The organism is Streptomyces spectabilis (assembly GCF_008704795.1).
GTDB classification, from domain to species: Bacteria; Actinomycetota; Actinomycetes; order Streptomycetales; family Streptomycetaceae; genus Streptomyces; species Streptomyces spectabilis.
In genome coordinates this window covers 75693-99747 of sequence record NZ_CP023690.1, presented here as the reverse complement: position 1 = coordinate 99747, position 24055 = coordinate 75693, and the positions used below count along the sequence as shown (strand labels likewise).

The following is a 24055-nucleotide window of genomic DNA, read 5'->3' as shown; positions in this document are numbered from 1 at the left end:
CATCCGCCGCATCCGCTGCATCCGGCGTGTCCGCCGCATCTGCCGCACCCGCCGCATCCGCCGCACCCGGCGTGTCCGGCGCCTTCGCCGTGTCCGGCGGGGCCGGCGGCCGGACACGCCGGCCCGCCCGCGGCGCCCGCGGCTCCGCCCGGACCGCCCGCGGCCCCGCGCGGGCGCCCCGCGGGGCGCCGGTCCCCGGCCCGCGGCGGGCGGGCACCGGGGCCCGCGGCGGCGGGGCGCGGGCCGGGCCCGCCGCCCGGCCGCGCGGGCCCGCCGTCCGCGCCGGCCGTGCGCCCCGCTCCGACCGCTCATGTACCGCCTTCACCCCCCTGCGCCGGTCTGTGGTGCGCGGGGGTGTCCCACGTCCCCAAGGGAGTCGACAGTGAAACAGGAACGCGCCGCACGCACCCGCGAGGCTCTGGTGCAGGCCGCCGCCGAGGCCTTTGACCGGGCCGGTTTCCACGGCACCTCCCTGGGCCGGATCAGCAAGGCGGCGGGCATCTCCATGGGCGCGCTGACCTTCCACTTCCCCACCAAGGACGAGCTGGCCGACACCGTGCAGCTGCGCGGGCTCACCGTCACCCGCGACGCCGTCCAGCGGCTGCTGACGGGCCGTGAGGCGGCCCTGGAGACGGTCGTGGACCTCACCCTGGAGCTGGCCGCGCTGCTCCAGGAGGAAGCGGTGGTGCGCGCCGCCGCCCGCCTGACCCGCGAGCGCGAGAGCGCACCGCAGGGCGCGCCGTGGCCCTCCTCCTGGCTGCCGGCCGTGGAGGGGCTGCTGGAGGCCATGCCCGCGGGCCAGCTGCGCGCGGGCTGCGACCCGCGCACCGTCCTGGCCCTGGTCGGGCACCTGGTGGCCGGGGTGGAGTCCTACCTGCGCAGCTGCGCCGCCCAGGGCTGCGACACCTGCAAGAGCGCCCCCGAACAGCTGGCGCGGATCTGGGAGCTGGCCCTGTACGGCATCCGGTGCGGGCGCCAGGGGTAGGCGGCTGCGTCTTGCGCAAGTCGGCGTTGCCGCACCGCCCGTGGCCGCCGAGGGTGGGAAGCACCCCCTGCTGCCGGTGTCTTTGCAAGGAGCTGCCCCGTGGCGGACACAGACGTCGTCGCCCCCGCCGAGCCCGAGCCCCCCGCACCCCCGCCCCCGCCCCCGCCGCCCCGCCCGCGGCCGCCGGCCCCCACCCGGAGACGGACCCGGAGACGGCGACGGACCCGGCCCCGGAGAGGGAGGCGGGCACGGGCACTGATGCGGGGGCACGGCGGCGGGACGGGCTGCTGCTGGTGGTGGTGATGGGCGGCACCTTCCTGGCGGTCATGGACGGGTTCATCGTCAACGTGGCGCTGCCGGCCGTGCGCGCGGGGGTGGGCGCCAGCTTCGCCCAGGCCGAACTGACCGTCTCCGGCTATCTGCTGGCCTACGGCCTGTTCCTGGTCGCCGGCGGCCGCCTGGGCGACCTGTGGGGCCCCCGGCGGCTGTTCCTGGCGGGCCTGGCCCTGTTCACCGCCGCCTCCCTGGCCTGCGGCCTGGCCGCCTCGGCGCCCGCGCTGATCGCCTTCCGCGCCGTGCAGGCCCTGGGCGCCGCCCTGTTCTACCCCCAGGTCCTGTCCGTGCTGCAGACCGCGTTCACCGGCCGCCGCCAGGTGCGCGCCTTCGCTATGTTCGGCGCCACCATCGGCGGCGCCTCGGTGGCCGGCCAGCTCCTGGGCGGCCTGCTCCTGCACGCCGACCTGTTCGGCCTGTCCTGGCGCCCCGTCTTCCTGCTCAACGTGCCGCTGGGGCTGCTGCTGTTGCTGGGCGCCGCCCTGACCCTGCCCCCCGCCCGCCGCCCGCCGCACAGCACCGGCCGCCGCGGCCGGCGCGGCGGGCGGGGCGGGCGGGGCGCGGCACTGGACGGGACGGGCACGCTGCTGCTGGCCGGGACCCTGGTGTCGCTGCTGGTGCCGCTCACGCTCGGGCACGGGGCCGGCTGGCCGGTGTGGAGCCTGGTGCTGCCGGCGGCCGCGCTGCCGGGGGCCGCCCTGTTCTGGCGCCACGAGCGGGCGCTGGCCCGCCGGGGCGGGCAGGCGGTGGTGGACCCGGGCCTGTTCAGCGGGGGCCGCTTCGGCGCGGGCAGCGCGCTTGCCGTCGCCTTCTTCGCCGGGAACGCGGGCCTGTTCTTCCTGCTCACCCTGCACCTGCAGACCGTCCTGGGCTACGGCGCGCTGCGCGCGGGACTGTGCTTCATGCCGCTGGCGGTGATGTTCGTGCTGGCCTCACTGGGGGCCCCGCGGCTGCAGGAACGTATCGGCCCCCGGCTGCTCGTGGCCGGCTACGCCCTCAACGCCGCGGGCACGCTGGCGCTGCTGGCCGCCGCGGTGGCGGACCGGACCCACACCGCGGTGCTGCCGGCCTGCCTGGCCGTGATCGGCTTCGGGCAGGGCCTGGGGGTCAGCCCGCTGTTCGCCGCCGCCCTGGAGCAGGTGCCCGCCCGGCTCGCGGGCGCGGCCTCGGGGGTGCTGGAGACCGCCGCCCAGCTCGGCATGGCACTCGGCGTCACCCTGACCGGCCTGGCCTTCGCCGCCCGCGGCGGCGGACACCCGGCGGACCCGGCGGCGTTCGGGGCCGGCCTGGCGGTGGCCGCGCTGCTGGCCCTGACCGCGCTGGCCCTGGCGCCCCGCCTGCTGCACCCCGCCCCCGGCCCGGCCCGCGCGCCCGGCCCGCACCGGTGAACGGCCCCGCCCCGCCGCCCGCCCCGCGGCCCGCGGCGCGGCCTGCCGTGCGCGGCGGGCGGCTGCCGTCGCTGACCGGGATGCGGTTCGCCGCGGCGCTGCTGGTGTTCTGCTTCCACGCCTCCTACGAGAACCTCTTCGCCGACCGGCGGGTCAACGACGCCTTCGCCGAGGCGGTCAGCCAGGCCGGCTGGACGGGGGTGTCGTTCTTCTTCGTGCTGAGCGGCTTCGTGCTGGCCTTCTCCGCCCGCCCCCGCGACACCTGGCGGGCCTTCTGGCGGCGCAGGCTGTGGAAGATCTACCCCAGTCATCTGCTGACCCTGGCCGCCGCCGTGGTGCTGCTGGCCGCCGCCGGCCTGCCCCGGCCCGGGCTGCTGCCCAACCTGCTGCTGGTGCAGGCCTGGTGGCCGGATGCCGACGTCATCCTCAGCGCCAACCCGGTCAGCTGGTCACTGAGCGCGGAAGCCCTGTTCTACCTGGCCTTTCCCGCCCTGTGGGCGGGCGTGCGCCGCATCCGCCCCGAACATCTGTGGCGGTGGGCCGCCGCCCTGGCGGCGGCCGTGGCCCTCATGCCGCTCGCGGCCGCCGCGCTGTGGCCGGCCGGGCCGCACCTGCACTGGCTGGCCATCAGCGAGGAGCACTACTGGTTCCTGCTCGCCTTCCCGCCGGTACGCGCCGCGGAGTTCGTCCTGGGCATGCTGATGGCCCGCCTGGTGAGCACCGGCCGCCTGCCCCACGCCGGGCTGTGGCCCCCGCTGCTGGCCCTGGCCTGCGCCTACACCGCGGCCCTGGCCGCCCCGGTGGCCTACGGCATCGCCGCCCTCGGCGTGCTCCCGCTGGCCTGGCTGGTCGCCGCCGGCGCCCAGGCCGATCTGCGCGGCCGCCCCAGCCCGTTCGCCGCCCGCCCCCTGGTCTGGCTGGGACAGGTGTCCTTCGCCTTCTACCTGCTGCACCGCCTGGTGCAGTTCCACGGCCACCGCGCGCTGGGCGAGCACCGCGCCTTCTCCACCCCGGCGGCGGCCGGGCTGCTGATGGCCGCCGCCGCCCTGACCCTGGTGCTGGCCTGGGCGATGCACACCGCCGTCGAGCAGCCCCTGCTGCGCCGCTTCGGCCACCCCCGCCCCCGCCCCCGCCCGCGCCCGTCTGCCCGCGGCCCGCTGCCCCGGGCCCGCGGGGCGAAAGGCCCCGCGCCCGCTGCCCGTCCGGTTCTTCCGCCCGCGTCCGAAGAGGCCCGATGACCGTCACGATCGACGTCTGGTTCGACTTCATCTGTCCCTACAGCCTGATCACCCGGCATGTGCTGGCCAGGGCGCTGGACGGCAAGGACGCCGCCCCCGCCTTCCATCCCTTCGAGGTCAACCCCAACTGCGTGGAGGAGGCCGGGGAGTACCCGCGCGGGGTGTGGGAGAACTCGGTGCGCCCGCTGGGCGCCGAACGCGGCGTGCATCTGGCCGGGCCGCCGGGCACCCCGCTGCGCCGGGCCCGGATGGCGCTGCTGGGCTACCGCTACGCGGCCGAGCACGGCGCCGGGGCCCGCTACACCGACCTGGTCTTCGGCGCCTACTTCCACCACTGGCAGGACATCTCCGATCCCACGGTCCTGGCCGCGCTCGCGGTGGAGGCGGGCCTGGACCGGGCGGGGTTCCGCGCGGCCATCATGTCGGCCCGCTACGCCCGCGCCCACCAGCAGGGCCTGGCGCACGCGCGCGGCCAGGCACAGGTGTCGATGGTGCCGGTGATCGTGGCCGGGCAGCGGCGCATCGACGGGGTGCCCACGGCCGCCGAGCTGGCGGGGGCCGTGGACGAGGCGATCGCCGCCGGCACGGCACCCGCCGCGCCGGCCCCGGCGGGGGTGTGGGACATGACCACCCAGGCCCCGCCCGGGATGCCGCTTCCCGCGCCGGTGCCCAAGGCCCGCCCGCAGGCGGGCCCGGCCCGCCTGCACGGCACCTGACCCCCGCCCCGCCCCGCCCCGCCCCGGCCCGGCCCGGCCCGGCCGGGGCGGGGCGGGGCGGGCAGGGGGAAGCGGCGCGGCCGGCGCCCGCGCACCAGGTGCCTCCTGGTGGTGCGGGCGCCGGCCGCGCCGCTGCTGTCTCCGGTCCGGCGGGCCCCGAAAAAGGGGGGCGCGGGTTCAGGCGGCGGCCGAGCCGCGCACGGCGGCGCTCCATTCGTCGAGGAGCGCGTCGGCGGCGGCCGGGTCGGGGCCCTCGGCCCACAGCCGGGTGATGGGCGCGGCCGCGTCGGGAAGGACCAGGGCCCAGCGGCCGTCGTCCTCGGTGACGCGCACCCCGTCGGTGGTGTCGATCTGCCGTCCGCTGGCGGCCTCCACGACGGTGCGCATGACCTGGCCCTTGATGCGCCAGGCGGTGGGCAGGTCGCGGCGGCGCACGTGCACGGCGGGCAGCGGGGCGATGAGCTCGCTCAGGCTGGTGTGGTCCGCGGCGAGCAGGGCGGCGAGTTTGACGAAGGCCGCCACCCCGTCGGCGTAGATGCTGAACTCGGGCAGCACGAAGGCGCCTTCGCCGTCGGCGGCCAGGATGAAGCCGCCGCCGGCGGCCGCCCGGTTGAGGTCGCCGGGGGCGGTGGCCACCCAGCGGACCTGGCCGCCGTGGGCGCGGGCGGTGTGCTCCACGGCGCGGCTGACGGTGACCGGCACCGCGGTGCGCCCGCCGCCGGCCTCGCAGGTCAGCAGCCGTACCAGCAGCAGCAGGATGCGGTCGTCGGCGACGATGTGGCCGCGTTCGTCGACCAGGGACAGGCGCTCCCCGGTGGGGTCGAAGCGCACCCCGAAGTCGGCGCCGGAGGTGGCCACGAAGTGGCCCAGGGTGTGCAGGGCGGCCCGCCGTTCGGCGGCGGTCTCCGTGCTGGAGGCGGGCACCAGGGCGTTGTTGACGGTCAGCGCCTCGATGCTCAGCCGTCCCAGGACGGCGGGCAGGGTCAGCGCGGTGCTGCCGCAGGCGGCGTCGATGACGACCTTCAGGCGGCGGTGGCCGCCGAGGGTGCCCAGCTGCCCGGTGAGGGTGTCGGCGTACTCCTCGATGCTGGTGGGGGCCGTGTGCAGGCGGCCCATCTCGCCCGACAGCACCCGCCGGTACTCGCGCCGGCTGAAGACCCGCTCCAGGCCGCGCTGGGCGGTGGGGGACAGGTCGATGCCGTGCGCGTCCAGGAAGACGATGTCGACGCTCTCCTCGCTGCCGGGGGTGGTGGTGACCACGATGCCGCCGTGGCTGTCGTCGGCGGCGGTGTGCCGGCGGGCCAGCGGCAGCGGCACGTGCCCCAGGTCGCGCACGCCCACCCCGGCCGCGCGCAGCGCGGAGACCATGGCGGGCAGCAGCACCTGGGCGGCCACCCCGTGGTCGCGGGCCACGGCGACCTGGCCCTCGCGCGGCAGGGTGGTGGCGAACGCGCTGGCCAGGCGCACCGCGAGGTCGGGGGTGACCTGGCTGTTGAGGACCCCGCGCACCCCGCGCGGGGTGAACAGGGACTTGGTGGCGCGCGCCTCCCAGACCAGGCTGTCGTTGACGGTGGTGCCCGCCTCGATGGTCTTGCCCGGGTAGACCAGCACGTCGGCGGCGACCGAGGCCTCCTCCTCCACCACGCAGCCCGCCCCCAGCACGCTGCCCTCCTCGATGCGCACCTCGCGGCGCAGGCTGGCGTTGCGGCCGATCACACAGCCGCGCAGGCGGGCGCCGGGGCCGAGGTAGGCGTGCGGGTGCACCACCACCCGGTGCAGCCGGGCGCCCTGGTCGACGACCGCGTGCGCGCCCACCACGGTGTGCTCGCCGATCCGTGCGCCCGCCCCGATCTGGGCGTGCGGGCCCACATACACCGGCCCGGTCAGCTGGGCGGTGGGGTGGATGCGGGCGGTGGCGTCGACCCGCACGGTGGGGGACAGCTCCACCCCGGCCCGCTCCACGCCCACCCGCCCGCCCAGCACGTCGGCCTGGGCGCGCAGATAGCTGGTGTGGGTGCCCACGTCCTCCCAGTAGCCCTCGGCGACGTACCCGTAGACGGGCCGGCCCTCTTCGAGCAGGCGGGGGAAGACGTCGCTGGACCAGTCCACGTTCTCGCCCGGGGCGACGTAGTCCAGGACTTCCGGCTCCATGACATAGATGCCGGTGTTGACGGTGTCGGAGAACACCTGGCCCCAGGTGGGCTTCTCCAAAAAGCGCTCGACGCGGCCCTGGCCGTCGACGACGGTGATGCCGAACTCCACCGGCTCGGGCACCCGGGTCAGGCACACGGTCACCAGCGCGCCCTTGGCACGGTGGAAGGCGATCAGGTCGGTGAGGTCGATGTCGGTCAGCGCGTCACCGGAGATCACCACGAACGGCTCGTCGCCCAGCAGGTCGGCGGCGTTCTTCACGCTGCCCGCGGTGCCCAGCGCATACGGTTCGGTGGCGTAGCTCAGGCGCATGCCCAGCTGGCTGCCGTCCCCGAACTGCTCGCGGATGAGGGAGGCCAGGAACTGCACGGTGACGACGGTGTCGTCCAGGCGGTGGCGCTTGAGCAGGCGCAGCACGTGCTCCATGATCGGCCGGTCGGCGACCGGCAGCAGCGGCTTGGGCAGGTCCGAGGTCATCGGCCTCAGCCGTGAGCCCTCGCCGCCGGCCATCACAACAGCCTTCATGTCGAAACAATCTCCCTTGGGGTGGCGCGGGTGCCGCGCGGTGTGCGGACGTACGGGGGTGTGCGGGGTGCAGCGGTAGGCGGGGGGGGGTGCCGGGTCCGGGAAATGAGGGGTGGGGGTCAGGCGGCGGCGGGCTCGTCGGGCAGGCTCAGGGAGCCCTCGATCAGCGTGACGGCCTGGGCGAAGCCGCTGGCCTGCAGCACGCGGCGGACGCTGTCGCAGGCGCCGTCCACCACGATCTGCGCGCCCGCGGGCAGCTGCTGCTGGGTGCAGCACAGGCAGCGCACCCCGGCCGCGGACAGCGAGGTCAGCCCGTGCATGCGCAGCACCAGCCGGTTCACCGGGCGCGACAGGGCCTGCTCGATCAGGGTGCGTACGGCGGGCACCCGTTTGTCGGTCAGGTCCCCGCTGAGGTAGATCGTGGCGGTGTCACCGGTGAAGCCGAAGTAGGCCTCGAAACTCATCACGTCATCCCTTTGAGGTCGTCAAGTGCGATACGGACGTCAGCAACGAAAAGGCGGCGGAACACACAGAGGAGAGAAAGAGGGAGAGGAGGGAGAGGAGGGAGAGGAGGGAGAAGGGGGAAGAGGGGGAGGGGGTCAGGGGCCGGGGGCGGTGGGGCGCAGGCGGACCTGGACGGTCATGCGCCGTTCGCGCTCGGGCAGGCGCACGGTCATCGCGGCGGCGTCGAAGTCGTCGTGGGGCGCGCCGTCGATCAGGACGTACTCGAGTTCGACGCGGCCGGGCGGCAGCAGGTCGGGGGCCACCCGCAGCAGCCCGCCCGGAAAGCCTTGGCCGCCGTGCGGTTTGAACCACAGGTTCAGCGGCTCGCGCCGGATCAGCAGACGGGTGTAGACCTCGGCGAGGTAGCACAGTTCGGCCTTGTGGTACATGGCCATCGCGTGGCTGCCCTTGAGCCGTTCGTTGCCCAGCAGGTAGGGGATGCCGCTGGCCAGGACGGTGAAGTGGACGCCGCCCTCGTCGTGGTCGAGGAAGAAGGCGTTGTAGAAGGCGGCCGCCTCGTCCGCGTGCCGGGTGTAGCCGTCCTGGCCGGTGGACCCGGCCAGGATGAGGTAGGCCAGGACGGCCTGCTCCTGCTGCCACCAGGTCTTGCGGTCGTGCCAGGCGAACGCGTGCCGGCCGTCCTCGGCCTCGCGCTCCAGGACGTCGTACCAGCCGCCGCGCTGCCCGTCGCGGCCCGCCGCGGGCAGGGCTGCGGCCAGCTGCTCGGCCAGCTGGCGGTACTCGCGCTTGGGCAGCACGGCGTGCATCCGCATCAGGTTCCACACGATCTTCAGGTTGTGGCCGACGACCGCGCGGTTCTGCTGCCAGCCCCAGTCGTGGTCGGGGGTCCAGTCGGCGTGGAAGCGCTCGTTGACGAAGACGCCCGCGCCGCGGGAGCGGTCGGGCAGATGGGTGACGATCATGTCGAAGGTGTGCTCCAGCATGCGCCGGTAGCGGTCCTCGCCGGTGGCCAGGTACAGGTTGATCAGATAGGCGGGGGCGTGGTCGCCCACCGAGTTCCAGTTCTTGCGCGAGCGGTTGGGGCCCAGGCTGTCGTGGTGGGGGCTGAGGGTGACCGGGTCGATGTGGGAGAAGTAGCCGCCCAGGCGCGGGTCGTGGAAGGCGGTCTCGAAGAGCCTGACGGTCGCCTCCAGGTCCTGGCGGATGACCGGATCGCCGGTGATCCGGTAGGTCTGGGCCAGGCCGACCAGCGCGTAGATCTGCTCGTAGGCGGGGATGGCGCGGTAGTCGTCGCCGAACTCCGAGGCGAACAGCTTGCGCTCCACCGGACCCGAGACGTCCACACCGTGGTACCAGTACACGGTGGACTCCTCCGGGTCCTCGAAGCGCAGGTGCTCGTGCAGATAGCGCGCGCCGCGCTCGGCGACGTCGAGGAAGTCCTCGTTGCCGGTGAGCGTGTAGGCGGACGCCATGCCGTAGACCAGGCGGGAGAGGGTGTCGGTCTCCTGGATGTGCTGGGCCGTCTTGTGGCCGCTGCCGTGGATCTCGGTGCGGTACTCGGCGAAGTCCACCGCCCCGGCGCCGAACTGTGAGCGCCGGTAGAAGCAGGCCAGCTCCGTGAGCTGGCGCGTCCACCAGCCCGGCTGCTGCCAGGGCGGCACACCGCCCGCGCCGGAGGCGATGACCACCCGGTCGGCCTGGAAGAACAGGCCCGTCCCGCTGGGGTAGATGGGCCCGTAGACGAACACCTGCGTGCCCGGGGTGAGCAGGTCGGCCAGCTGCCCGCTCACGTCCTGGTAGGGCTCGCCGAGGTTGCGCAGCCGCTGGCCGGTGGTGGCCGCGCTCAGATGGATCAGCACCTCGCGGCCGTCCAGGGTGGTGAGCGTGAAGCGGCTGCCCAGCCGCCCGGTGACATAACCGGCCGTCAGGTCGGAGAAGGAGAAGGGCAGCTGGGCGGGCGCGCTCATGCGGCCGCCCGGGCGGGGATGTCCAGGCGCTCGATGACGGTGCGGGCCAGCAGATGGCAGTGCTCCACGGTCCGCGAGGTGATCAGGTCACGGTCGACGACCAGGTCCTGGTTGAGGTAGACCGCGCCCATGTTGCGCACATCGCCGGCCACGTTGTTGTGGCAGGTCACCGGCCGGTCCCGGAGCAGCTCGGGGGCGGCGGACAGCAGCTGCAGGCCGTGGCAGGAGAACGCCTTGAGGACACTGGGCACCCTGAAGGCGCGGCGCAGCAGTTCCAGGGCGGGGGAGATCTGCTCCACGTCCTCGCTGTAGCGCAGCCGCTCGGCGACCTGCCCGGAGGGCACGATCAGCGCCGAGTACTGCAGCAGTTCGTGGAAGTCGACCGCCTCCAGGTCGCCCTCGACGGTGAGCGGGGCCTGGTGGCCCTGGCCGGTGAAGGTGATCGACGACAGCCCCCACAGCCGGGTCAGCAGCGTGACCTCGGCCCCGTCCTCGGCGAAGCGGCGCTGGTAGTAGGCGATCTCCTCCTCGACGTAGCCGCTTTCCAGCAGGATGCCGAGGCGCTTGCCGGCGAGCCGGCCGGTGGGCAGGGGTTTGACGATTGCCATGTGGACGATCCCGGAGTCAGTGGTGTGGGAGACAGGCGAGCGGGGCCGCGAGGCCGCAGAAGAAGGGTTCAGAGCGGGGGCGAGCCGGGCATCGGGGCCAGCGCGGTGACGGTGTAGGTGCGGATGCGCCAGCGGCCGTCACCGCCCTGGGCCACGGTCCAGCGCTGGTGGGCGTCGAAGCCCAGCCAGGTGCTGCGCGCGCCCGGCGGGTCCCACACCTTGGTCTGCCAGTTGACGACGAGGTCCACCTCCGCGCAGGGCCCCTGGGCCAGGCGCACCTCCAGCGAGGTGAGGGTGTGCTGCTCGTCGAAGAAGCGGTGGGTGACGTCCCGGTACCACCGGGCCAGGCCGTCGTGGCCGTGCACCGCGCCCTCGGGCAGGTGCAGCACCACGTCGTCGGTGACCATCGGCGTGATCTCGTGCAGCGGATCGTGCCGGTCCAGCGCCCGGTACCAGCCGGTGACCAGGCGGCGGATCGCGGCCGTGGTGATGTGCGGGGCGGGCGGGGTCTGCACGTGCGGCATGGGCGGGCTCCTTGGCTCCACGGGGAGGCACCCGCCCCCGGCCCCGCCCTCCCTCCCGCGAGGGGGAGGGAGGAGCGGGCCCGGCGGCGGGGGCCAGGGGGCTAGGCGGTGTCGAGGTCCACCAGGTAGGGGCCCTGGTGGCCGAGCAGGGCACGGACGGCGCCGGGGACCTGGCCGGGCTTGTCCACCCGCCGCCCCGGCACGCCCAGGGCGGCGGCCAGGGCGGTGAAGTCGATGTCCGGGCGGGAGAGGTCGAAGGCCTCGGGGTGGGCGCGCGGGGCGATGCCCAGCTGCGCCCAGTAGCGCTCGATGTTGTCGTCCAGCAGCCGGTAGCGGCGGTTGTTGCAGATCACGAAGGCGGCCCCGATGCCGTAGCGGGCCGCCGTCCACAGCGCCTGGAGGGTGTACATGCTGGCGCCGTCGCCGGTGAAGGCCACCACCGGCAGCTCGGGGCGGGCCAGTTTGACGCCCAGCGCGCCGGGGATGCCCACCCCCAGCGAACCGCCGCGGGTCTGGAAGTAGCTGCCCGCCCGCCGCGGCGGCAGATGGCGCAGCAGCGGCCCGCAGGCGGTCAGCGCCTCGTCGAACACCACCAGGTCGGGCGGGGCCTGGGCGGCAAGGACCCGCACGAAACAGTCCATCAGCGAACCGTCCCCGGCCGGCGGCCGGGCGGGCGCCGCCGCGGCCGGCCGGGCGGCGGCTGCCCGGCCGCCGCCCGCTGCGGCAAGCCCGTCTGGCGCTCCAGGTGGTCGGCCAGGCCCTCCAGGGTCAGGGCGGGGTCCGCGGCCAGGCCGAGATCGACGGGGAAGTTCTTGGCGATCTCATAGGCGTCGGCGTCGATGTGCACGATCGCCGCGCCCTGCTGGAACGGGCTGTCCAGCTCGGGGAAGACCTCGGGGAACACATAGGTGCCCACGATCAGCACCGCGTCCGCCCCGGCCACCACCCGCGCACTGTCGGCGCCGAACATGTGCCCCAGCGTGCCGGCGAACAGCGGGTGCCCGGCATCGAAGTTGACCTCGGAGGAGTTCACCCCCCACACCGGGGCGCACAGCTTCTCCGCGACCCGGGCCAGGGCCTGCTGGGCGCCGCTGGCGGCGACGCCGTCACCCATCAGGATCAGCGGCCGGCGCCCGGCCGCCAGCAGCCGCGCGGCCCGGGCCAGGGCGGCCGGCTCCGGGGCGCTGCGGGTGTGCGGCAGCGAGGCGGGCACCACCGGCTCCCCGGTCTCCTGCTCCAGGACGTCGGCCGGCAGCACCACCAGGACCGGGCCGCGCGGCGGCGTCATCGCGATCTTCACCGCGCGGCGCAGCTCCCGCAGCACCGAGGAGGCGTCCAGGACCCGGGCGGCGTACTTGGTGACCGGCCCGGCCATGGCCACCAGATCGGCGGCCATCTGCGCGTCCAGGGCCGCATAGCGCACCCCGGCCTCCCCGGCCAGCACCACCAGCGGAGAGGAGCCGCGCCTGGCCTGGTACAGCATGCCGATCGCGTTGCCCAGGCCCACCGCGCTGTGCAGCTGGACCACGCCGGGGCGCTGCGCGGCCCGCGCGTAGCCGTCGGCCATGGCCACCGCCACGCTCTCGTGCAGGGCCAGCACATAGCCGACCGCGCTGTCCGCGGCCACGTCCAGCAGACCCTGCTCGACCGTGCCGGGATTGCCGAACAGATGCCGCACACCGTCGGCGGCCAGCTGCTCGAACACCGCGGCCTTCGCGGGCCTGGCGGGCATGGGCGTCTCCTCTCCTTGGCCGGGCATGTCGGACGGGGCGGCGGCCGCTCACCAGCCGTAGCGGCGCAGCCCGTTCTCCAGGACCTCGATGAGCATCTCCCCGGCCGTCACCGAGTCCGGCGTGGAGCGCGCGGTGATGAACGGGAAGTCCACGACGACCGAGACCTCCTTGCCGACGTTGCCGTGGAAGGCGCCGTCGGGGCCGGTGGCATCGCGCAGGATGTACTCCAGCGGGTAGGGCGGCGGCCCCATGTTGAAGTCCACCCCCACGAACCCGGTGCCGTCCTTGTAGTCGTACTCCTTGGGATGGCCGGTGACGTGCTTGCCGCGCAGCAGGCTGGCGCGCGCGTCCCAGTCCCGGGCGAAGGCGAGCGCCGCCACGCCGTAGCACTCGGCCAGGATCGGCTTGTCCGCGCGCGCGAACGCCAGGATCAGCTCGTGCAGCCGCTCGTTGTTGGCCAGGTCCACGATCGGGCCGCTGCCGCCGACGATGACCAGCGCGTCGAAGCCGCCGAGCAGCTCCTGCGCGGCCGCCGCCAGGTTGCTGTGGTAACTCTCCAGTTCCCGCAGGTGGTTCAGAGCGCTGTAGTACGGGCGCTCGGGGATCATCTCCGCCAGGCTCAGGGGATTGTCCAGACGGCTGGAGTCATCCAGCGCCCTCGCCCGGCGGGCCATGTCCCGCGAGGTGACCGCACGGCCCAGCGGCGGGTCGATGTACTCGGAATCGAGGCTGGGCGGCAGGGCCTGGGCCCGCTTGCCGTGCGGAGTCATGAACGTGGTGCGATACCCGCGTGCGTCGAATGCCTCGATTGGGCCCACGAGTTCCTCGCCCCAGTAGCCGTATTCGGAAAGCACGACCAGGATGCGTTTGGACACGAGGTCTCCCTGTCATCAGATGAGATCCGTCCCCGCGAGAGAAGAAATAGCACGGCCGATGGCCGAAATTCAGGGACATTCGGAGTCAACCCGCTGCTCGCGCAAGGCGGCAATAAACAGCGGCCCGGGACGGGAGACTCGTCCAACTTGCCCCAGTCGCAGCAGAGTCCGCGAATCCGTACGGGTGTGCGGCGTATTCACTGGTCACCTGTGAAGAGAGCACCACCCCCTTCCGCACCCCCCTGCGCCCCCTCCCGCAACCCCGCCCCGTGCCCGCTGCCCCCCATCCCGCGCCCCGCTCCGCCCCGCACCCTGCCGAGCCTCATCCCGCGCCGCGCGCCGCACCCCGCCGAGCCCCGCCCCGTGCCCCGCCGAGCACCGTCCCGAACCCCGCCCCGTGCGCCGCCGGGCGCCATCCCGAGCCCTCTCGCGCATCCCGGCCCACGCCCCATCCCGCGCTCCGCCGAGCGCTGTTCCGCGTCCCGCCCCGCCCCGCGCCCCGCCCCGCGTCCCGCCGCGCACCCCGCCCCGTACGCCACCGAGCCGTTCGCGCCTCCCTCGCCCCCTACCCCGCGCCGAGCACCTCGCGCCCCTCGCCCCGCGCACCGCCCCGGACCGGGCCCGCCCCGCACCCGCTGCGCTTTCGCCCGCCCGCCCCGGCCGCCCGCCCCGGCGGCGGGCGGGGCGGGCCGGGTGCCGTGATCGCCCAGGAGTGTTTCCGCATGGCCGCCGCCGCAGTCGCCGCCGTCCGTCCGCACCGCCTGCCCTCCCTGACCGGCATGCGCTTCGCCGCCGCCGCCTCGGTGTTCGCCTTCCACGCCTCCTTCGCGGGCTTCCTCGCCGACACCACCGCCCAGCGCCAGCTCGCCGACGCCCTGTCCAAGGCCGGCTGGGTGGGGGTGTCGTTCTTCTTCGTGCTCAGCGGCTTCGTGCTGACCTGGTCGGCACGGCCCGCCGACAGCGCCCGCCGGTTCTGGCGCCGCCGCCTGGCCAAGATCTACCCCAGCCACCTGGTGACCGCGCTGGCCGCCTTCGCCCTGCTCGCGGCCACCGGAACGGCGCTGCGGCCCGGCGAGGTGACGGCCAACGCCCTGCTCCTCCAGTCGTTCTTCCCGCAGCCGGACATATACGTCAGCGGCAACCCGGTCAGCTGGTCGCTCTCCTGCGAGCTGCTGTTCTACCTGGCCTTCCCGCTGCTGTGGCGGGCCCTGCGCGCGCTGCCCGCGCGCGGCCTGTGGCCGCTGGCCGCCGCCCTGGCCGCGGCCGTGGCGGCCCTGCCGGCGGCCGTCGCCCTGCTGCCCGCCACCCCGGCCCTGGCCCTGCCCGACGGCACCACCGGCCAGTGGCAGTACTGGCTGCTGTACGTCTTCCCGCCGGTGCGCGCCGCGGAGTTCGTCCTGGGCATGACCCTGGCCCGGATCGTGCGCGAGGGCCACTGGCGCGGCCCGCGCCCGCTGCCCGCCGCCGCCCTGCTGGGCGCCGGCTACGTCCTGGCCACCCAACTGCCCTACCTGGCCGGCCTGGTGGCCGCGACCATCGTGCCGATCGCCCTGCTGATCGGCGCCCTGGCCCACGCCGATGCCACCGGCCGCCCCACCCGGCTCGCCGCGCCCCTCCTGGTCCGCCTCGGCGAGGTCTCCTTCGCCCTGTACCTGGTGCACCGCCTGGTCCTCATCCACGGCCACCGGGCGCTGGGGCAGCGCACGTTCGCCACCCCGGCGGCGCTGCTCCTGCTCGCCGCGGCCTTCGCGGCCAGCCTGCTGCTCGCCGCCCTGCTTCACCACGCGGTGGAAAAACCGGCGATGCGATTCCTCGCGGCCCCCGCGAAACACCGCGCGAAAACACCGCGGGCCCGCGCACGGCATTCCTCAGGACAATCCGCGACTCGGGCAACTTGCCGGGATGAAACACCATTCCTTGCCCGCGCCGACCGGTCTCAGAATCCTGAAATCCTTGCCGGCTCAACGGCTGAAGGCCCACAGGGGGGTGAACGATGAGCGGCCCTTCGGCCCATAACCGCGCACCCCGCGCACCCCGCGCACCCCGCGCGGCCGGCCCCGCACCGCCCCTTTAGGCACGGCCCCCACGCCGTCCGGCCCCCGCCCCCCCGCGGCCCCGGCGCCCGCACCCCCGGCCCCGGCCGCCACGGCCCCGGCGGGCCGCCCGCACCACCCCCGCCCCCGCCCCTGCCGCCCACCCCCACCCGCCCCGCACCGCGCCCCGCACGGTGACCGGCGGGCGCGCGCGGCGCACCCCGCTCAGCGACGTCCACGTCAGCCCGGAGCACTCCGGGACCCGCACCGTCACCGGGAGGAACCCTTGAGCACCGACCAGGCCGAAGCCACCGCCGCCCGGCGCGCGCCCGTGCCCGTCACCCCGTCCACCCGCGCGGTGACCGACACCCCCGACTGGTACAAGCGGGCCGTCTTCTACGAGGTCCTGGTCCGCTCCTTCAAGGACAGCGACGGCGACGGCGTCGGCGACCTGAAGGGCCTGACCTCCAAACTGGACTACCTGCAGTGGCTGGGCGTGGACTGCCTGTGGCTGCCGCCCTTCTTCCAGTCCCCGCTGCGCGACGGCGGCTACGACGTGTCCGACTACCGCCAGGTGCAGCCCGAGTTCGGCACCCTGGACGACTTCCGCGACCTGCTCAAGGCCGCCCACCAGCGCGGCATCCGCATCATCACCGACTTCGTGATGAACCACACCAGCGACCAGCACGCCTGGTTCAAGGCCTCGCGCGCCGACCCCGAAGGCCCCTACGGCGACTACTACGTCTGGGCCGACGACGACGAGAAGTACCCCGACGCCCGCATCATCTTCGTCGACACCGAGACCTCCAACTGGACCTTCGACCCGGTGCGCAAGCAGTACTACTGGCACCGCTTCTTCTCCCACCAGCCCGACCTGAACTTCGACAACCCGGCCGTCCAGGACGAGATCGTCTCCGCCCTCAGGTTCTGGCTCGACATGGGCATCGACGGCTTCCGCCTGGACGCCGTGCCCTACCTGTACGCGGCCGAGGGCACCAACTGCGAGAACCTGCCCGAGACCCACGCCTTCCTCAAGCGCGTGCGCGAGGTCATCGACACCCACTACCCGGGCCGCATCCTGCTGGCCGAGGCCAACCAGTGGCCCGAGGACGTCGTGGACTACTTCGGCGACTACGAACGCGGCGGCGACGAATGCCACATGGCCTTCCACTTCCCGCTCATGCCGCGCCTGTTCATGGCCGTGCGCAAGGAATCGAAGTTCCCCGTCTCCGAGATCCTCGCCAAGACCCCCAAGCTGCCCGCCGCCTGCCAGTGGGGCCTGTTCCTGCGCAACCACGACGAACTGACCCTGGAGACGGTCACCGACGAAGAACGCGACTACATGTACGCGGAGTACGCCAGGGACCCGCGGATGCGCGCCAACATCGGCATCCGCCGGCGCCTGGCCCCGCTGCTGGAGAACGACCGCGACCAGATCGAGCTGTTCACCGCCCTGCTGCTGTCCCTGCCCGGCTCGCCGATCCTCTACTACGGCGACGAGATCGGCATGGGCGACAACATCTGGCTCGGCGACCGCGACGCGGTGCGCACCCCCATGCAGTGGACCCCGGACCGCAACGCCGGCTTCTCCGAGGGCGACCCGGCCAGCCTGACCCTGCCCACCAACCTGGGCCCCGTCTACGGCTACCCGGCCGTCAACGTGGAGAGCCAGCGCGACAACCGCGCCTCCCTGCTGCGCTGGACGCGGCGCATGCTGGCCGCGCGCCGCCGCCACCACAAGGCCTTCGGCCTGGGCGACTTCGAGGAGATCCCCACCTCCAACGCCGCCGTCCTTGCCTATGTGCGCCGCCACTTCGACGAGGACGGCCACCCCACCGAGATGCTGTGCGTCAACAACCTCTCGCGCCACCCCCAGCCGGTCGAACTCGACCTGCGCGCCTACAGCGGCGTCGTCCCGGTGGAGGTCACCGGCCAGACCACCTTCCCGCCGATCGGCCCGCGCCCCTACCAGCTGAGCCTGACCGGACACAGCTTCTACTGGTTCTGCGTCTGCCGCCACGGAGCGCCCCAGTGACCCCCACCGCCCTGGCCATCCCCTTCGACCGCCTGGAACGCGCCCTGGCCGCCTGGCTGCCCGCCCGCCCGGGCCGCGCGCCGGTGCGGCGCGTGACGATCGAGGAGCTCGGCCTGGCCGCCGAAGGCCCCCGGCCCACCGGCACGGCCCTGGTCCTGATCCTGGGCCTGCGCACCCACCATGGCGACGCCCCCACCGGCACGCGCCGCCTGGCCATCGCCATCCACCCCCTCACCGACCTCCCCGGCCCCGGCCCCGGCCCCGGCCCCGGGCCCGGTGCGGGGGAGGCGCCGCGCCTCATCGCGGTCCTCGACGACGTCGTCATCTGCCAGAGCCCGGCCCCCGCCGGGGACACCCCCGCCTGACCCCACCCCACCCCACCCACCCATCCACCGGACCCCGCCCCCAACCCCCTGTGTGACAACAGCCTCCCGCCACACCGCCTCTGTGTCGCCCCGCCCCCGCTCCACCCGGCCCCGCCCCGGCGGCGCCGGGCCGCAGGGGGCGGGGCACCGGCACCCGGCCCCGCCCCGGGCAGGCCGCGGCGCCCCTCCTGCTTGTGTTTTTGTGTAAGGAGCCCTGATGTCCCTCACCATCGACGTCTGGTTCGACTATCTGTGCCCCTTCTCCGTCATGACGGGCAAAGTGATCGACGACACCGGCCTCGCCCAGGACCACGCCGTGCGCTGGCGCCCCTACGAACTGCACCCCGAGGGCATACCGGCCAGCGGCAAGAAGGACTATCCGCAAGGCGTCTGGGAGAACTCCGTGGTGCCCATGGCCGACCGGCTCGGCGTGCCGTTCGGCAAGGCCCCCGCCGGACCGCTGCCGCGCACCCACCTGGCCATGTACGGGCACGCCTTCGCCTGGCGCCACGGCGCCGGACACGCCTATGACACGGCCGTCTTCGACGCCTACTTCCACCACGGCCAGAACATCGCCGACCTGGACACCCTGGCCGCGCTCGCCGCCGACACGGGCCTGGACCCCTGGCACTTCCGGTCCTGGACCGACTCCCCGGAGGCGGCCGCGCACCACCAGGCCACCCAGGACCAGGCCCGGCGCACCCACCGCATCCACACCGTGCCCACCCTGGTCATCGGCTCCTGGCGCACCGAGGGCGTGCCCGACGCCGCCCGGCTGCGCCGCGCGGTCAACACCCTGCACGCCCGCAGCCGCGTCCCGGCCTGAGGCCCGCGGGCGCGGCTACTCGGGGGCTTCCAGGACGTCGGCGGCCTGGGCGAGCAGCGCCGAGAGCGCGTCCACCGCACCCGGCGGCAGCAGCGCAAGCCGGCGCTCCTGCACGGCCGCGACCGCGTCCTGGATCCGCGTGGTGACCAGCAGCCCCTCCTCGGTCAGCTGCGCCCAGGCACTGCGCCCGTCGGCCAGGTCCGCCTCGCGCACCACATAGCCCGACTCCGACATCCGGCGCAGCACATTGCTGGTGCCGCCCGAGGAGAGCCGGCAGCGGGCGGCCAGCTCGGTGGGCTTGAGCCGCAGCTCGCCGCCCGCCGAGCGCAGCGCGGCCAGCACGTCGTAGTCGGCACGGGTCAGCCCGTACCGCGCCACCCTGCTGTTGGTGGTGGCATCCAGCGCGGCACACAGCCGCCCCGCGAGCTGCGCCAGCTCCATGGAGGGCACCTGCTGCCCGCCGCGCCGCCCGGCCGCTTCAGCCCTCACGTCGTACCCGCTCCCGCGCTCGCCTGCCGTCCGCCCTGCCGGCGGCCGCCGTCGAAAAACCCCTGGAGCAGCGCAGTCTAGACGGGCGGCGAGAACTCCCACCACAACAGCACCCGGCACGCAATTGCCGAAGTCGCCGCCCCGCGCCGCCCATTGCTTCCACGCCGCCGCGACACGCCCATAGCGTGAATCCCATGAATGTCGCGTCTGTCGGTATTACCAAGGCAGTTGTTCCCGTCGCAGGCCTGGGCACCCGATTCCTCCCGGCGACCAAGGCCACGCCCAAGGAAATGCTTCCGGTCGTGGACAAACCCGCTATCCAATACGTCGTCGAGGAAGCGGTGTCCGCCGGAATGTCCGACATCCTCATGGTGACCGGGCGCAACAAGCGGCCCCTGGAGGACCATTTCGACCGCAACCACGAGCTGGAGGAAGCCCTGCGCCGCAAGGGCGACACCGACCGGCTCCAGCGGGTCAGCCGGCCCAGCACCCTCGCCGACATCCACTACATCCGCCAGGGCGACCCGCGCGGCCTGGGCCACGCCGTGCTGTGCGCGGCCCGGCACGTGGGCGACGACCCCTTCGCGGTGCTCCTGGGCGACGACCTCATCGACCCGCGCGACCCGCTGCTCGCCCAGATGGCCCAGGTCCACGCCCAGCACGGCGGCAGCGTGGTGGCCCTGATGGAGGTCGACCCCGCCCAGGCCCACCTGTACGGCTGCGCCCGCCTGCACCCCGGCGCCGGCGGCGACGTCGTGGCCATCGCCGACCTGGTGGAGAAGCCGGAGCCGGGCACCGCGCCCAGCAACTACGCGGTCATCGGCCGCTACGTCCTGGCCCCGGAGATCTTCCAGGCGCTGCGCGCCACCGAGCCGGGCCGCGGCGGCGAGATCCAGCTCACCGACGCGCTGCGCACCCTGGCCGCGACCGGGTCGGCCGGCCCGGTGCACGGCGTGGTCTTCCGCGGCCGGCGCTACGACACCGGCGACCGCTCCGACTACCTGCGCGCCACCGTGCGCCTGGCCTGGGAGCGCGAGGACCTCGGCCCCGAATTCCGTTCCTGGCTACGCGACTTCGTGGCGCAGCACTCCCTGGCCTCCGCGGCCTGACCCCGCCCCGGGCAGCCGGGCCCCGGCCGCACACCGGGGGCTGCCCCGCACGGGTGTGCAACCGCGGAAACTCCGCGGTTGCACACCCCCTGCCCCGCCCGCGCCGGGCGCCCCCGGCAGCGGGGCCGCGGACGACTTGCCCAGGTCGCGCCGCCGGGCCCGCCGGGCACGGAAGAACCGGACAACAGCTCTGTACGGTCGGGGAGTTGCCGGACGGGGCCACCCCCCCCGCGCCGGCCGGCGGGCCGCGGCGCACCCCCCGCCGACGCCGGTTTCGACCCCCCTTGTGGAGGAGGTGCACCGAGCATGGGCGTCACCCCCCTGGACCACCCGGACACCCCGCACCACCCGCCCACCCCGCACACCCCGGCCACCCCGGAGTCCGCGGAGTCCGCGGGCTCCGCGGCGGCCCTGGACGAGGCCGTGCACCAGGTGCCCATCGGCATCCTGCGGCCGGCCGACTCACCGCGCATCGGGGAGAACCTCCAGCACGCGCGGACCCTGGGCGCCTGCGGCGCGGTGCTGCCGCCGATCCTGGTGCACCGCGAGACGATGCGGGTCATCGACGGCATGCACCGGCTGCGCGCGGCGCTGATGCAGCAGCGCGAACTGGTGGAGGTCACCTACTTCGACGGCAGCACCGAGGACGCCTTCGTCGTCGCGGTGCAGACCAACATCGCCCACGGCATGCCGCTGACGCTGGCCGAACGCGCCGCGGCCGCCGCCCGCATCATCATCACGCACGCGCAGTGGTCGGACCGGGCGATCGCCGCCGTCGCGGGCCTGGACCCCAAGACGGTCGCCGCCCTGCGCCGGCGCGGCCTGCCGCCCGGCCAGGCGCCCGCCGTCCGGGTGGGCCAGGACGGCAAGTTCCGCCCCGTGGACCCGGCGGCGGGACGCCAGGCGGCCAGCCGGCTCATCAGCCAGGAGCCGCAGGCCTCGCTGCGGCACATCGCGCGCCGCGCGGGCGTCTCCCCGGGCACCGTGCGCGATGTCCGCGCCCGCCTCGAGCGCGGCGAGGACCCCCTGCCCCCGGCCCTGCGGGCGCCCGCCCCGCAGGGCCGGCCCGAGCCCGGCCCCGGCCCGGGCCCGGCCCGCCCGCCCGCCGGCGGGCAGGAGCGGGCCGCGCAGGAGGCCCGGGCGGCGCCCGCCGCCCGGGCGGCAGCGGGCCCAGGCCCAGGCCCAGGCCCGGGCCCGGGCCTGGAGCGGGTCTTCGCCAGCCTGTGCAAGGACCCCTCGCTGCGGCAGAGCGAGACGGGACGGCTGCTGCTGCGCCTGCTGGAAATGCACCTGCCCGCCCAGTTCAGACGCATCACCGCCGCCGTGCCCCCCTACCGGGCGGGCATGGTCGCGGCCGCCGCCACCGAATGCGCCAGAGCGTGGCAGCACCTCGCCGACACCATCCAGCACAGCCACCCCGAATAACCCTCTCCACTCCCGGCTTTCCCGGCTTTCCCGGACGCGGGGGAGCCGGGGGAGCGCGGCGGCTGTGCCCGCCGCCCGCGCAGAGACCGGCGGTGCGTCCGGAGTCTCCCCCGTCGCGGACGCACCGCCCCCCTTTCCCGCCCGCCGCCCCGGGCCGGGAAGTCCCGCACCGCCCCCGGGCACCGAAGCCCCGCAGTCGCCCTTACCCCCGTACCGAAGGAAACGCACCATGGATCCGCAGCCCGCGTCCGCCGCGGCCCGCAGCGGCACCAGCACCCTCCCCGGCCCGAGCGGCCCCGCGCGGCCGCCGGGTCCTTGGTATGCGGGGCGGGCGGCGAAGGCGCCGCCCGCCCCGGGCCCCGCCGCGCCGGGGCCGGAGACGGCCGAGCAGCGCACGGCCCGTTTCGAACGCGACGCGCTGGCCCACCGGGCCCGCCTGTACGCGTACGCGCTGCGGCTGACCCGCCACCGGGCCGATGCCGAGGACCTGGTGCAGGAGACCTACGCCCGCGCCTACCGCGGGTTCCACCAGTTCCGCCCCGGCACGAGTCTGGGGGCCTGGCTGTCGCGCATCCTGACCAACGCCTTCCTCACCTCCTACCGGCGCCAGAAGAGCAGGCCGCACTTCGCGCCGGTGCCCGACATCGAGGACTGGCAGCAGGCGTGCGCCGCCTCCCACACCTCCGCGGGCCTGGCCTCGGTGGAGGCCCAGGTCGTCGACCGCATCCCGGACGCGGCGATCAGCCAGGCGATGCGCTCGCTGCCCGCCGCCCTGCGGATCGTGGTCTACCTCGCCGACGTCGAGGGCCTGCGCTACGAGGAGATCGCCGCGGCCGTCGGCATCCCCTCCGGCACGGTCAACTCCCGGCTGCACCGCGGCCGCAGACGGCTGCGGGCCCTGCTGGAGGACCACCCGGGACGCGGTGTGCGCGCCCACACCTGGCACCACCACAACAAGGAGAATTAGATGCCCATCGCCCTTCTGGCGCTGGCCCTAGGCGCCTTCGGCATCGGCACCACGGAGTTCGTGATCGTGGGCCTGCTGGAGGAGGTGGCCGACGACCTCAGCGTCTCGATCCCCTCCGCCGGCCTGCTGGTGACCGGCTACGCGCTCGGCGTGGTCGTCGGGGCCCCGCTGATGACCGCCGCCGGGACCCGGCTGCCGCGCAAGACCATGCTGGCCGTGCTGATGGCCGTGTTCATCCTCGGCAACCTGCTGTGCGCGGTCGCCGGCAGCTACGCCCTGCTGATGACGGGCCGTCTGGTGGCGGCCCTGACGCACGGCGCGTTCTTCGGCATCGGCTCGGTGGTCGCCGCCAACCTGGTGGCGCCCGAACGCAAGGCCCGCGCGATCTCACTGATGTTCATCGGCCTGACGGTGGCCAACGTCCTGGGGGTGCCGATGGGCACCTTCCTGGGCCAGCACTTCGGCTGGCGCTCCACCTTCTGGGTGGTCACCGGGCTCGGCGTGGTGGGCCTGCTGGGCATCCTGGCCCTGGTGCCGCCCCAGCCGCGGGAGGACTCCGGCGGCCTGCGCAGCGAGATCGCCGTCTTCCGCCGCGGCCAGGTGTGGCTGGCGCTCGCGGTGACCGCGCTGGGCTTCGGCGCGGTCTTCGCCTCCTTCACCTACATCGCCCCGATGATGACCAAGGTCGCCGGGTTCTCCGACGGCGCGGTCAGCTGGCTGCTGGTCATCTTCGGCGTCGGCCTGTGCCTGGGCAACGTGGTCGGCGGCCGGCTCGCGGACCGCGCGCTGATGCGCACCCTGTCGATCGCCCTTGCCGCGCTCAGCGTCGTCCTGGTGATCTTCGTGTTCACCGCGCACGCGCAGGTGCCCGCGGCCATCACCCTGGGCCTGTTCGGCGCCGCCGGCTTCGCCACCGTGCCCGCGATGCAGATGCGGGTGCTGCAGAAGGCCGACGGCGCCCCGGCCCTCGCCTCGGCGGCCAACATCGCCGCGTTCAACCTGGGCAACGCCGTGGGCGCCTGGCTGGGCGGCTTCGCCATCGACCACGACCTGGGCTACACCGCGCCGAACTGGATCGGCGCCCTCCTGGCGGGCGGCGCCCTGGCGGTGGCCGTGTACTCGGTGCGCCTGGACCGCCGCGGCCGCCCCGCCCCCCAGGACCAGGACCGGGACCAGGACCGGGACCGGGCGTCCGGGCCCGGTGCGGAGCAGCCGCAGGACACCGGCGCCCCGGCCGCCCAGGCCCACGCCTGACCCCGCCCCCCTTCTCCGGCCCCTTCTCATGCGAGGTGCTCCGG

General features: G+C 74.8%; 21 protein-coding genes. 12 read left to right on the top strand and 9 right to left on the bottom strand.

What is annotated here, in order from left to right; translation table 11 throughout:
* Window positions 1–382: 382 nt before the first annotated feature.
* The 4 genes from CP982_RS00420 (at window position 383) to CP982_RS00405 (ending at window position 4660) form a co-directional block, all read left to right on the top strand.
* Window positions 383–985 carry a TetR/AcrR family transcriptional regulator gene (locus CP982_RS00420; protein WP_229879765.1) on the top strand — a complete coding sequence of 201 codons (603 nt, stop codon included), beginning with the start codon at window positions 383–385 and terminating at the stop codon, window positions 983–985.
* A 302-nt stretch (window positions 986–1287) separates the two neighbouring features.
* Complete coding sequence (locus tag CP982_RS00415; protein WP_150508608.1) at window positions 1288–2706, top strand: MFS transporter; 1419 nt, start codon at window positions 1288–1290, stop codon at window positions 2704–2706.
* Window positions 2703–3944 (top strand): acyltransferase family protein, encoded by a 1242-nt coding sequence (locus CP982_RS00410; protein WP_245004342.1) that lies wholly within the window; start codon window positions 2703–2705, stop codon window positions 3942–3944. The genes CP982_RS00415 and CP982_RS00410 overlap by 4 nt, the downstream gene beginning before the upstream one ends.
* Window positions 3941–4660 (top strand): DsbA family oxidoreductase, encoded by a 720-nt coding sequence (locus CP982_RS00405; RefSeq protein ID WP_150508607.1) that lies wholly within the window; start codon window positions 3941–3943, stop codon window positions 4658–4660. The genes CP982_RS00410 and CP982_RS00405 overlap by 4 nt, the downstream gene beginning before the upstream one ends.
* Before the next feature lie 177 nt (window positions 4661–4837).
* On the opposite strand, the gene CP982_RS00400 is transcribed toward CP982_RS00405, so the two are convergent.
* The 8 genes from CP982_RS00400 to CP982_RS00370 all read right to left on the bottom strand — a co-directional run bounded on the left by CP982_RS00400 (window position 4838) and on the right by CP982_RS00370 (window position 13508).
* Window positions 4838–7336 (bottom strand): sugar phosphate nucleotidyltransferase, encoded by a 2499-nt coding sequence (locus tag CP982_RS00400; protein WP_150508606.1) that lies wholly within the window; start codon window positions 7334–7336, stop codon window positions 4838–4840.
* Between the two features lie 119 nt (window positions 7337–7455).
* Entirely contained in the window at window positions 7456–7800 is a 345-nt protein-coding gene (locus CP982_RS00395; RefSeq protein ID WP_150508604.1) for an STAS domain-containing protein, read from the bottom strand.
* A gap of 135 nt (window positions 7801–7935) precedes the next feature.
* Window positions 7936–9768 (bottom strand): AGE family epimerase/isomerase, encoded by a 1833-nt coding sequence (locus CP982_RS00390; RefSeq protein ID WP_150508603.1) that lies wholly within the window; start codon window positions 9766–9768, stop codon window positions 7936–7938.
* The gene (locus CP982_RS00385) at window positions 9765–10376 is read right to left on the bottom strand and encodes a DJ-1/PfpI family protein (protein ID WP_150508602.1); all 612 of its coding nucleotides are present in this window, start codon (window positions 10374–10376) and stop codon (window positions 9765–9767) included. Before CP982_RS00385 ends, CP982_RS00390 begins: the two co-directional genes overlap by 4 nt.
* A gap of 68 nt (window positions 10377–10444) precedes the next feature.
* Complete coding sequence (locus CP982_RS00380) at window positions 10445–10900, bottom strand: nuclear transport factor 2 family protein (protein ID WP_150508601.1); 456 nt, start codon at window positions 10898–10900, stop codon at window positions 10445–10447.
* Window positions 10901–11001: 101 nt separating this feature from the next.
* Window positions 11002–11541 carry a thiamine pyrophosphate-dependent enzyme gene (locus tag CP982_RS42295; RefSeq protein ID WP_245004341.1) on the bottom strand — a complete coding sequence of 180 codons (540 nt, stop codon included), beginning with the start codon at window positions 11539–11541 and terminating at the stop codon, window positions 11002–11004.
* On the bottom strand, window positions 11541–12632 hold the full coding sequence (locus CP982_RS00375; protein WP_245004340.1) for a thiamine pyrophosphate-binding protein: 1092 nt from the start codon (window positions 12630–12632) through the stop codon (window positions 11541–11543). The genes CP982_RS42295 and CP982_RS00375 overlap by 1 nt, the downstream gene beginning before the upstream one ends.
* A 48-nt stretch (window positions 12633–12680) precedes the next feature.
* Window positions 12681–13508 (bottom strand): type 1 glutamine amidotransferase domain-containing protein, encoded by an 828-nt coding sequence (locus tag CP982_RS00370; RefSeq protein WP_150508600.1) that lies wholly within the window; start codon window positions 13506–13508, stop codon window positions 12681–12683.
* Window positions 13509–14230: 722 nt separating this feature from the next.
* On the opposite strand from CP982_RS00370, the gene CP982_RS00365 reads away from it, so the two are divergent.
* The 4 genes from CP982_RS00365 (at window position 14231) to CP982_RS00345 (ending at window position 18767) form a co-directional block, all read left to right on the top strand.
* A complete protein-coding gene (locus CP982_RS00365; RefSeq protein WP_150508599.1) occupies window positions 14231–15505 on the top strand; it encodes an acyltransferase family protein in 1275 nt (424 codons plus the stop codon).
* A 367-nt stretch (window positions 15506–15872) separates the two neighbouring features.
* On the top strand, window positions 15873–17576 hold the full coding sequence (gene treS / locus CP982_RS00355; protein WP_150515227.1) for a maltose alpha-D-glucosyltransferase: 1704 nt from the start codon (window positions 15873–15875) through the stop codon (window positions 17574–17576).
* Window positions 17573–17941 (top strand): hypothetical protein, encoded by a 369-nt coding sequence (locus CP982_RS00350; protein WP_150508597.1) that lies wholly within the window; start codon window positions 17573–17575, stop codon window positions 17939–17941. The genes treS and CP982_RS00350 overlap by 4 nt, the downstream gene beginning before the upstream one ends.
* 217 nt (window positions 17942–18158) lie before the next feature.
* Window positions 18159–18767, top strand: a complete 609-nt coding sequence (locus CP982_RS00345) for a DsbA family oxidoreductase (protein ID WP_150508596.1) — start codon at window positions 18159–18161, stop codon at window positions 18765–18767.
* Between the two features lie 15 nt (window positions 18768–18782).
* Here the strand turns inward: CP982_RS00345 and CP982_RS00340 are convergent, their stop codons facing one another.
* Window positions 18783–19256 carry a MarR family winged helix-turn-helix transcriptional regulator gene (locus tag CP982_RS00340; protein ID WP_229879780.1) on the bottom strand — a complete coding sequence of 158 codons (474 nt, stop codon included), beginning with the start codon at window positions 19254–19256 and terminating at the stop codon, window positions 18783–18785.
* Window positions 19257–19450: 194 nt separating this feature from the next.
* Between CP982_RS00340 and galU the strand changes: the two genes are divergently transcribed.
* The 4 genes from galU to CP982_RS00320 all read left to right on the top strand — a co-directional run bounded on the left by galU (window position 19451) and on the right by CP982_RS00320 (window position 24011).
* A complete protein-coding gene (gene galU, locus CP982_RS00335) occupies window positions 19451–20365 on the top strand; it encodes a UTP--glucose-1-phosphate uridylyltransferase GalU (protein WP_150508595.1) in 915 nt (304 codons plus the stop codon).
* A 306-nt stretch (window positions 20366–20671) separates the two neighbouring features.
* A complete protein-coding gene (locus tag CP982_RS00330; protein WP_150508594.1) occupies window positions 20672–21790 on the top strand; it encodes a ParB/RepB/Spo0J family partition protein in 1119 nt (372 codons plus the stop codon).
* A gap of 229 nt (window positions 21791–22019) precedes the next feature.
* Window positions 22020–22757, top strand: coding sequence for a sigma-70 family RNA polymerase sigma factor (locus CP982_RS00325; protein WP_150508593.1), 738 nt, complete (start codon window positions 22020–22022; stop codon window positions 22755–22757).
* The gene (locus CP982_RS00320; RefSeq protein WP_150508592.1) at window positions 22758–24011 is read left to right on the top strand and encodes an MFS transporter; all 1254 of its coding nucleotides are present in this window, start codon (window positions 22758–22760) and stop codon (window positions 24009–24011) included.
* Window positions 24012–24055 lie beyond the last annotated feature (44 nt).

Bases quoted from the DNA above. Each gene is read 5' to 3' on its own strand.
- CP982_RS00415 (WP_150508608.1), top strand. From the start codon at position 1,288: ATGGGCGGCACCTTCCTGGCGGTCATGGACGGGTTCATCGTCAACGTG.
- CP982_RS00405 (WP_150508607.1), top strand. From the start codon at position 3,941: ATGACCGTCACGATCGACGTCTGGTTCGACTTCATCTGTCCCTACAGC.
- CP982_RS00400 (WP_150508606.1), bottom strand. From the start codon at position 7,336: ATGAAGGCTGTTGTGATGGCCGGCGGCGAGGGCTCACGGCTGAGGCCG.
- CP982_RS00395 (WP_150508604.1), bottom strand. From the start codon at position 7,800: ATGAGTTTCGAGGCCTACTTCGGCTTCACCGGTGACACCGCCACGATC.
- CP982_RS00390 (WP_150508603.1), bottom strand. From the start codon at position 9,768: ATGAGCGCGCCCGCCCAGCTGCCCTTCTCCTTCTCCGACCTGACGGCC.
- CP982_RS00385 (WP_150508602.1), bottom strand. From the start codon at position 10,376: ATGGCAATCGTCAAACCCCTGCCCACCGGCCGGCTCGCCGGCAAGCGC.
- CP982_RS00380 (WP_150508601.1), bottom strand. From the start codon at position 10,900: ATGCCGCACGTGCAGACCCCGCCCGCCCCGCACATCACCACGGCCGCG.
- CP982_RS42295 (WP_245004341.1), bottom strand. From the start codon at position 11,541: ATGGACTGTTTCGTGCGGGTCCTTGCCGCCCAGGCCCCGCCCGACCTG.
- CP982_RS00375 (WP_245004340.1), bottom strand. From the start codon at position 12,632: ATGCCCGCCAGGCCCGCGAAGGCCGCGGTGTTCGAGCAGCTGGCCGCC.
- CP982_RS00365 (WP_150508599.1), top strand. From the start codon at position 14,231: ATGGCCGCCGCCGCAGTCGCCGCCGTCCGTCCGCACCGCCTGCCCTCC.
- CP982_RS00345 (WP_150508596.1), top strand. From the start codon at position 18,159: ATGTCCCTCACCATCGACGTCTGGTTCGACTATCTGTGCCCCTTCTCC.
- galU (WP_150508595.1), top strand. From the start codon at position 19,451: ATGAATGTCGCGTCTGTCGGTATTACCAAGGCAGTTGTTCCCGTCGCA.
- CP982_RS00330 (WP_150508594.1), top strand. From the start codon at position 20,672: ATGGGCGTCACCCCCCTGGACCACCCGGACACCCCGCACCACCCGCCC.
- CP982_RS00325 (WP_150508593.1), top strand. From the start codon at position 22,020: ATGGATCCGCAGCCCGCGTCCGCCGCGGCCCGCAGCGGCACCAGCACC.
- CP982_RS00320 (WP_150508592.1), top strand. From the start codon at position 22,758: ATGCCCATCGCCCTTCTGGCGCTGGCCCTAGGCGCCTTCGGCATCGGC.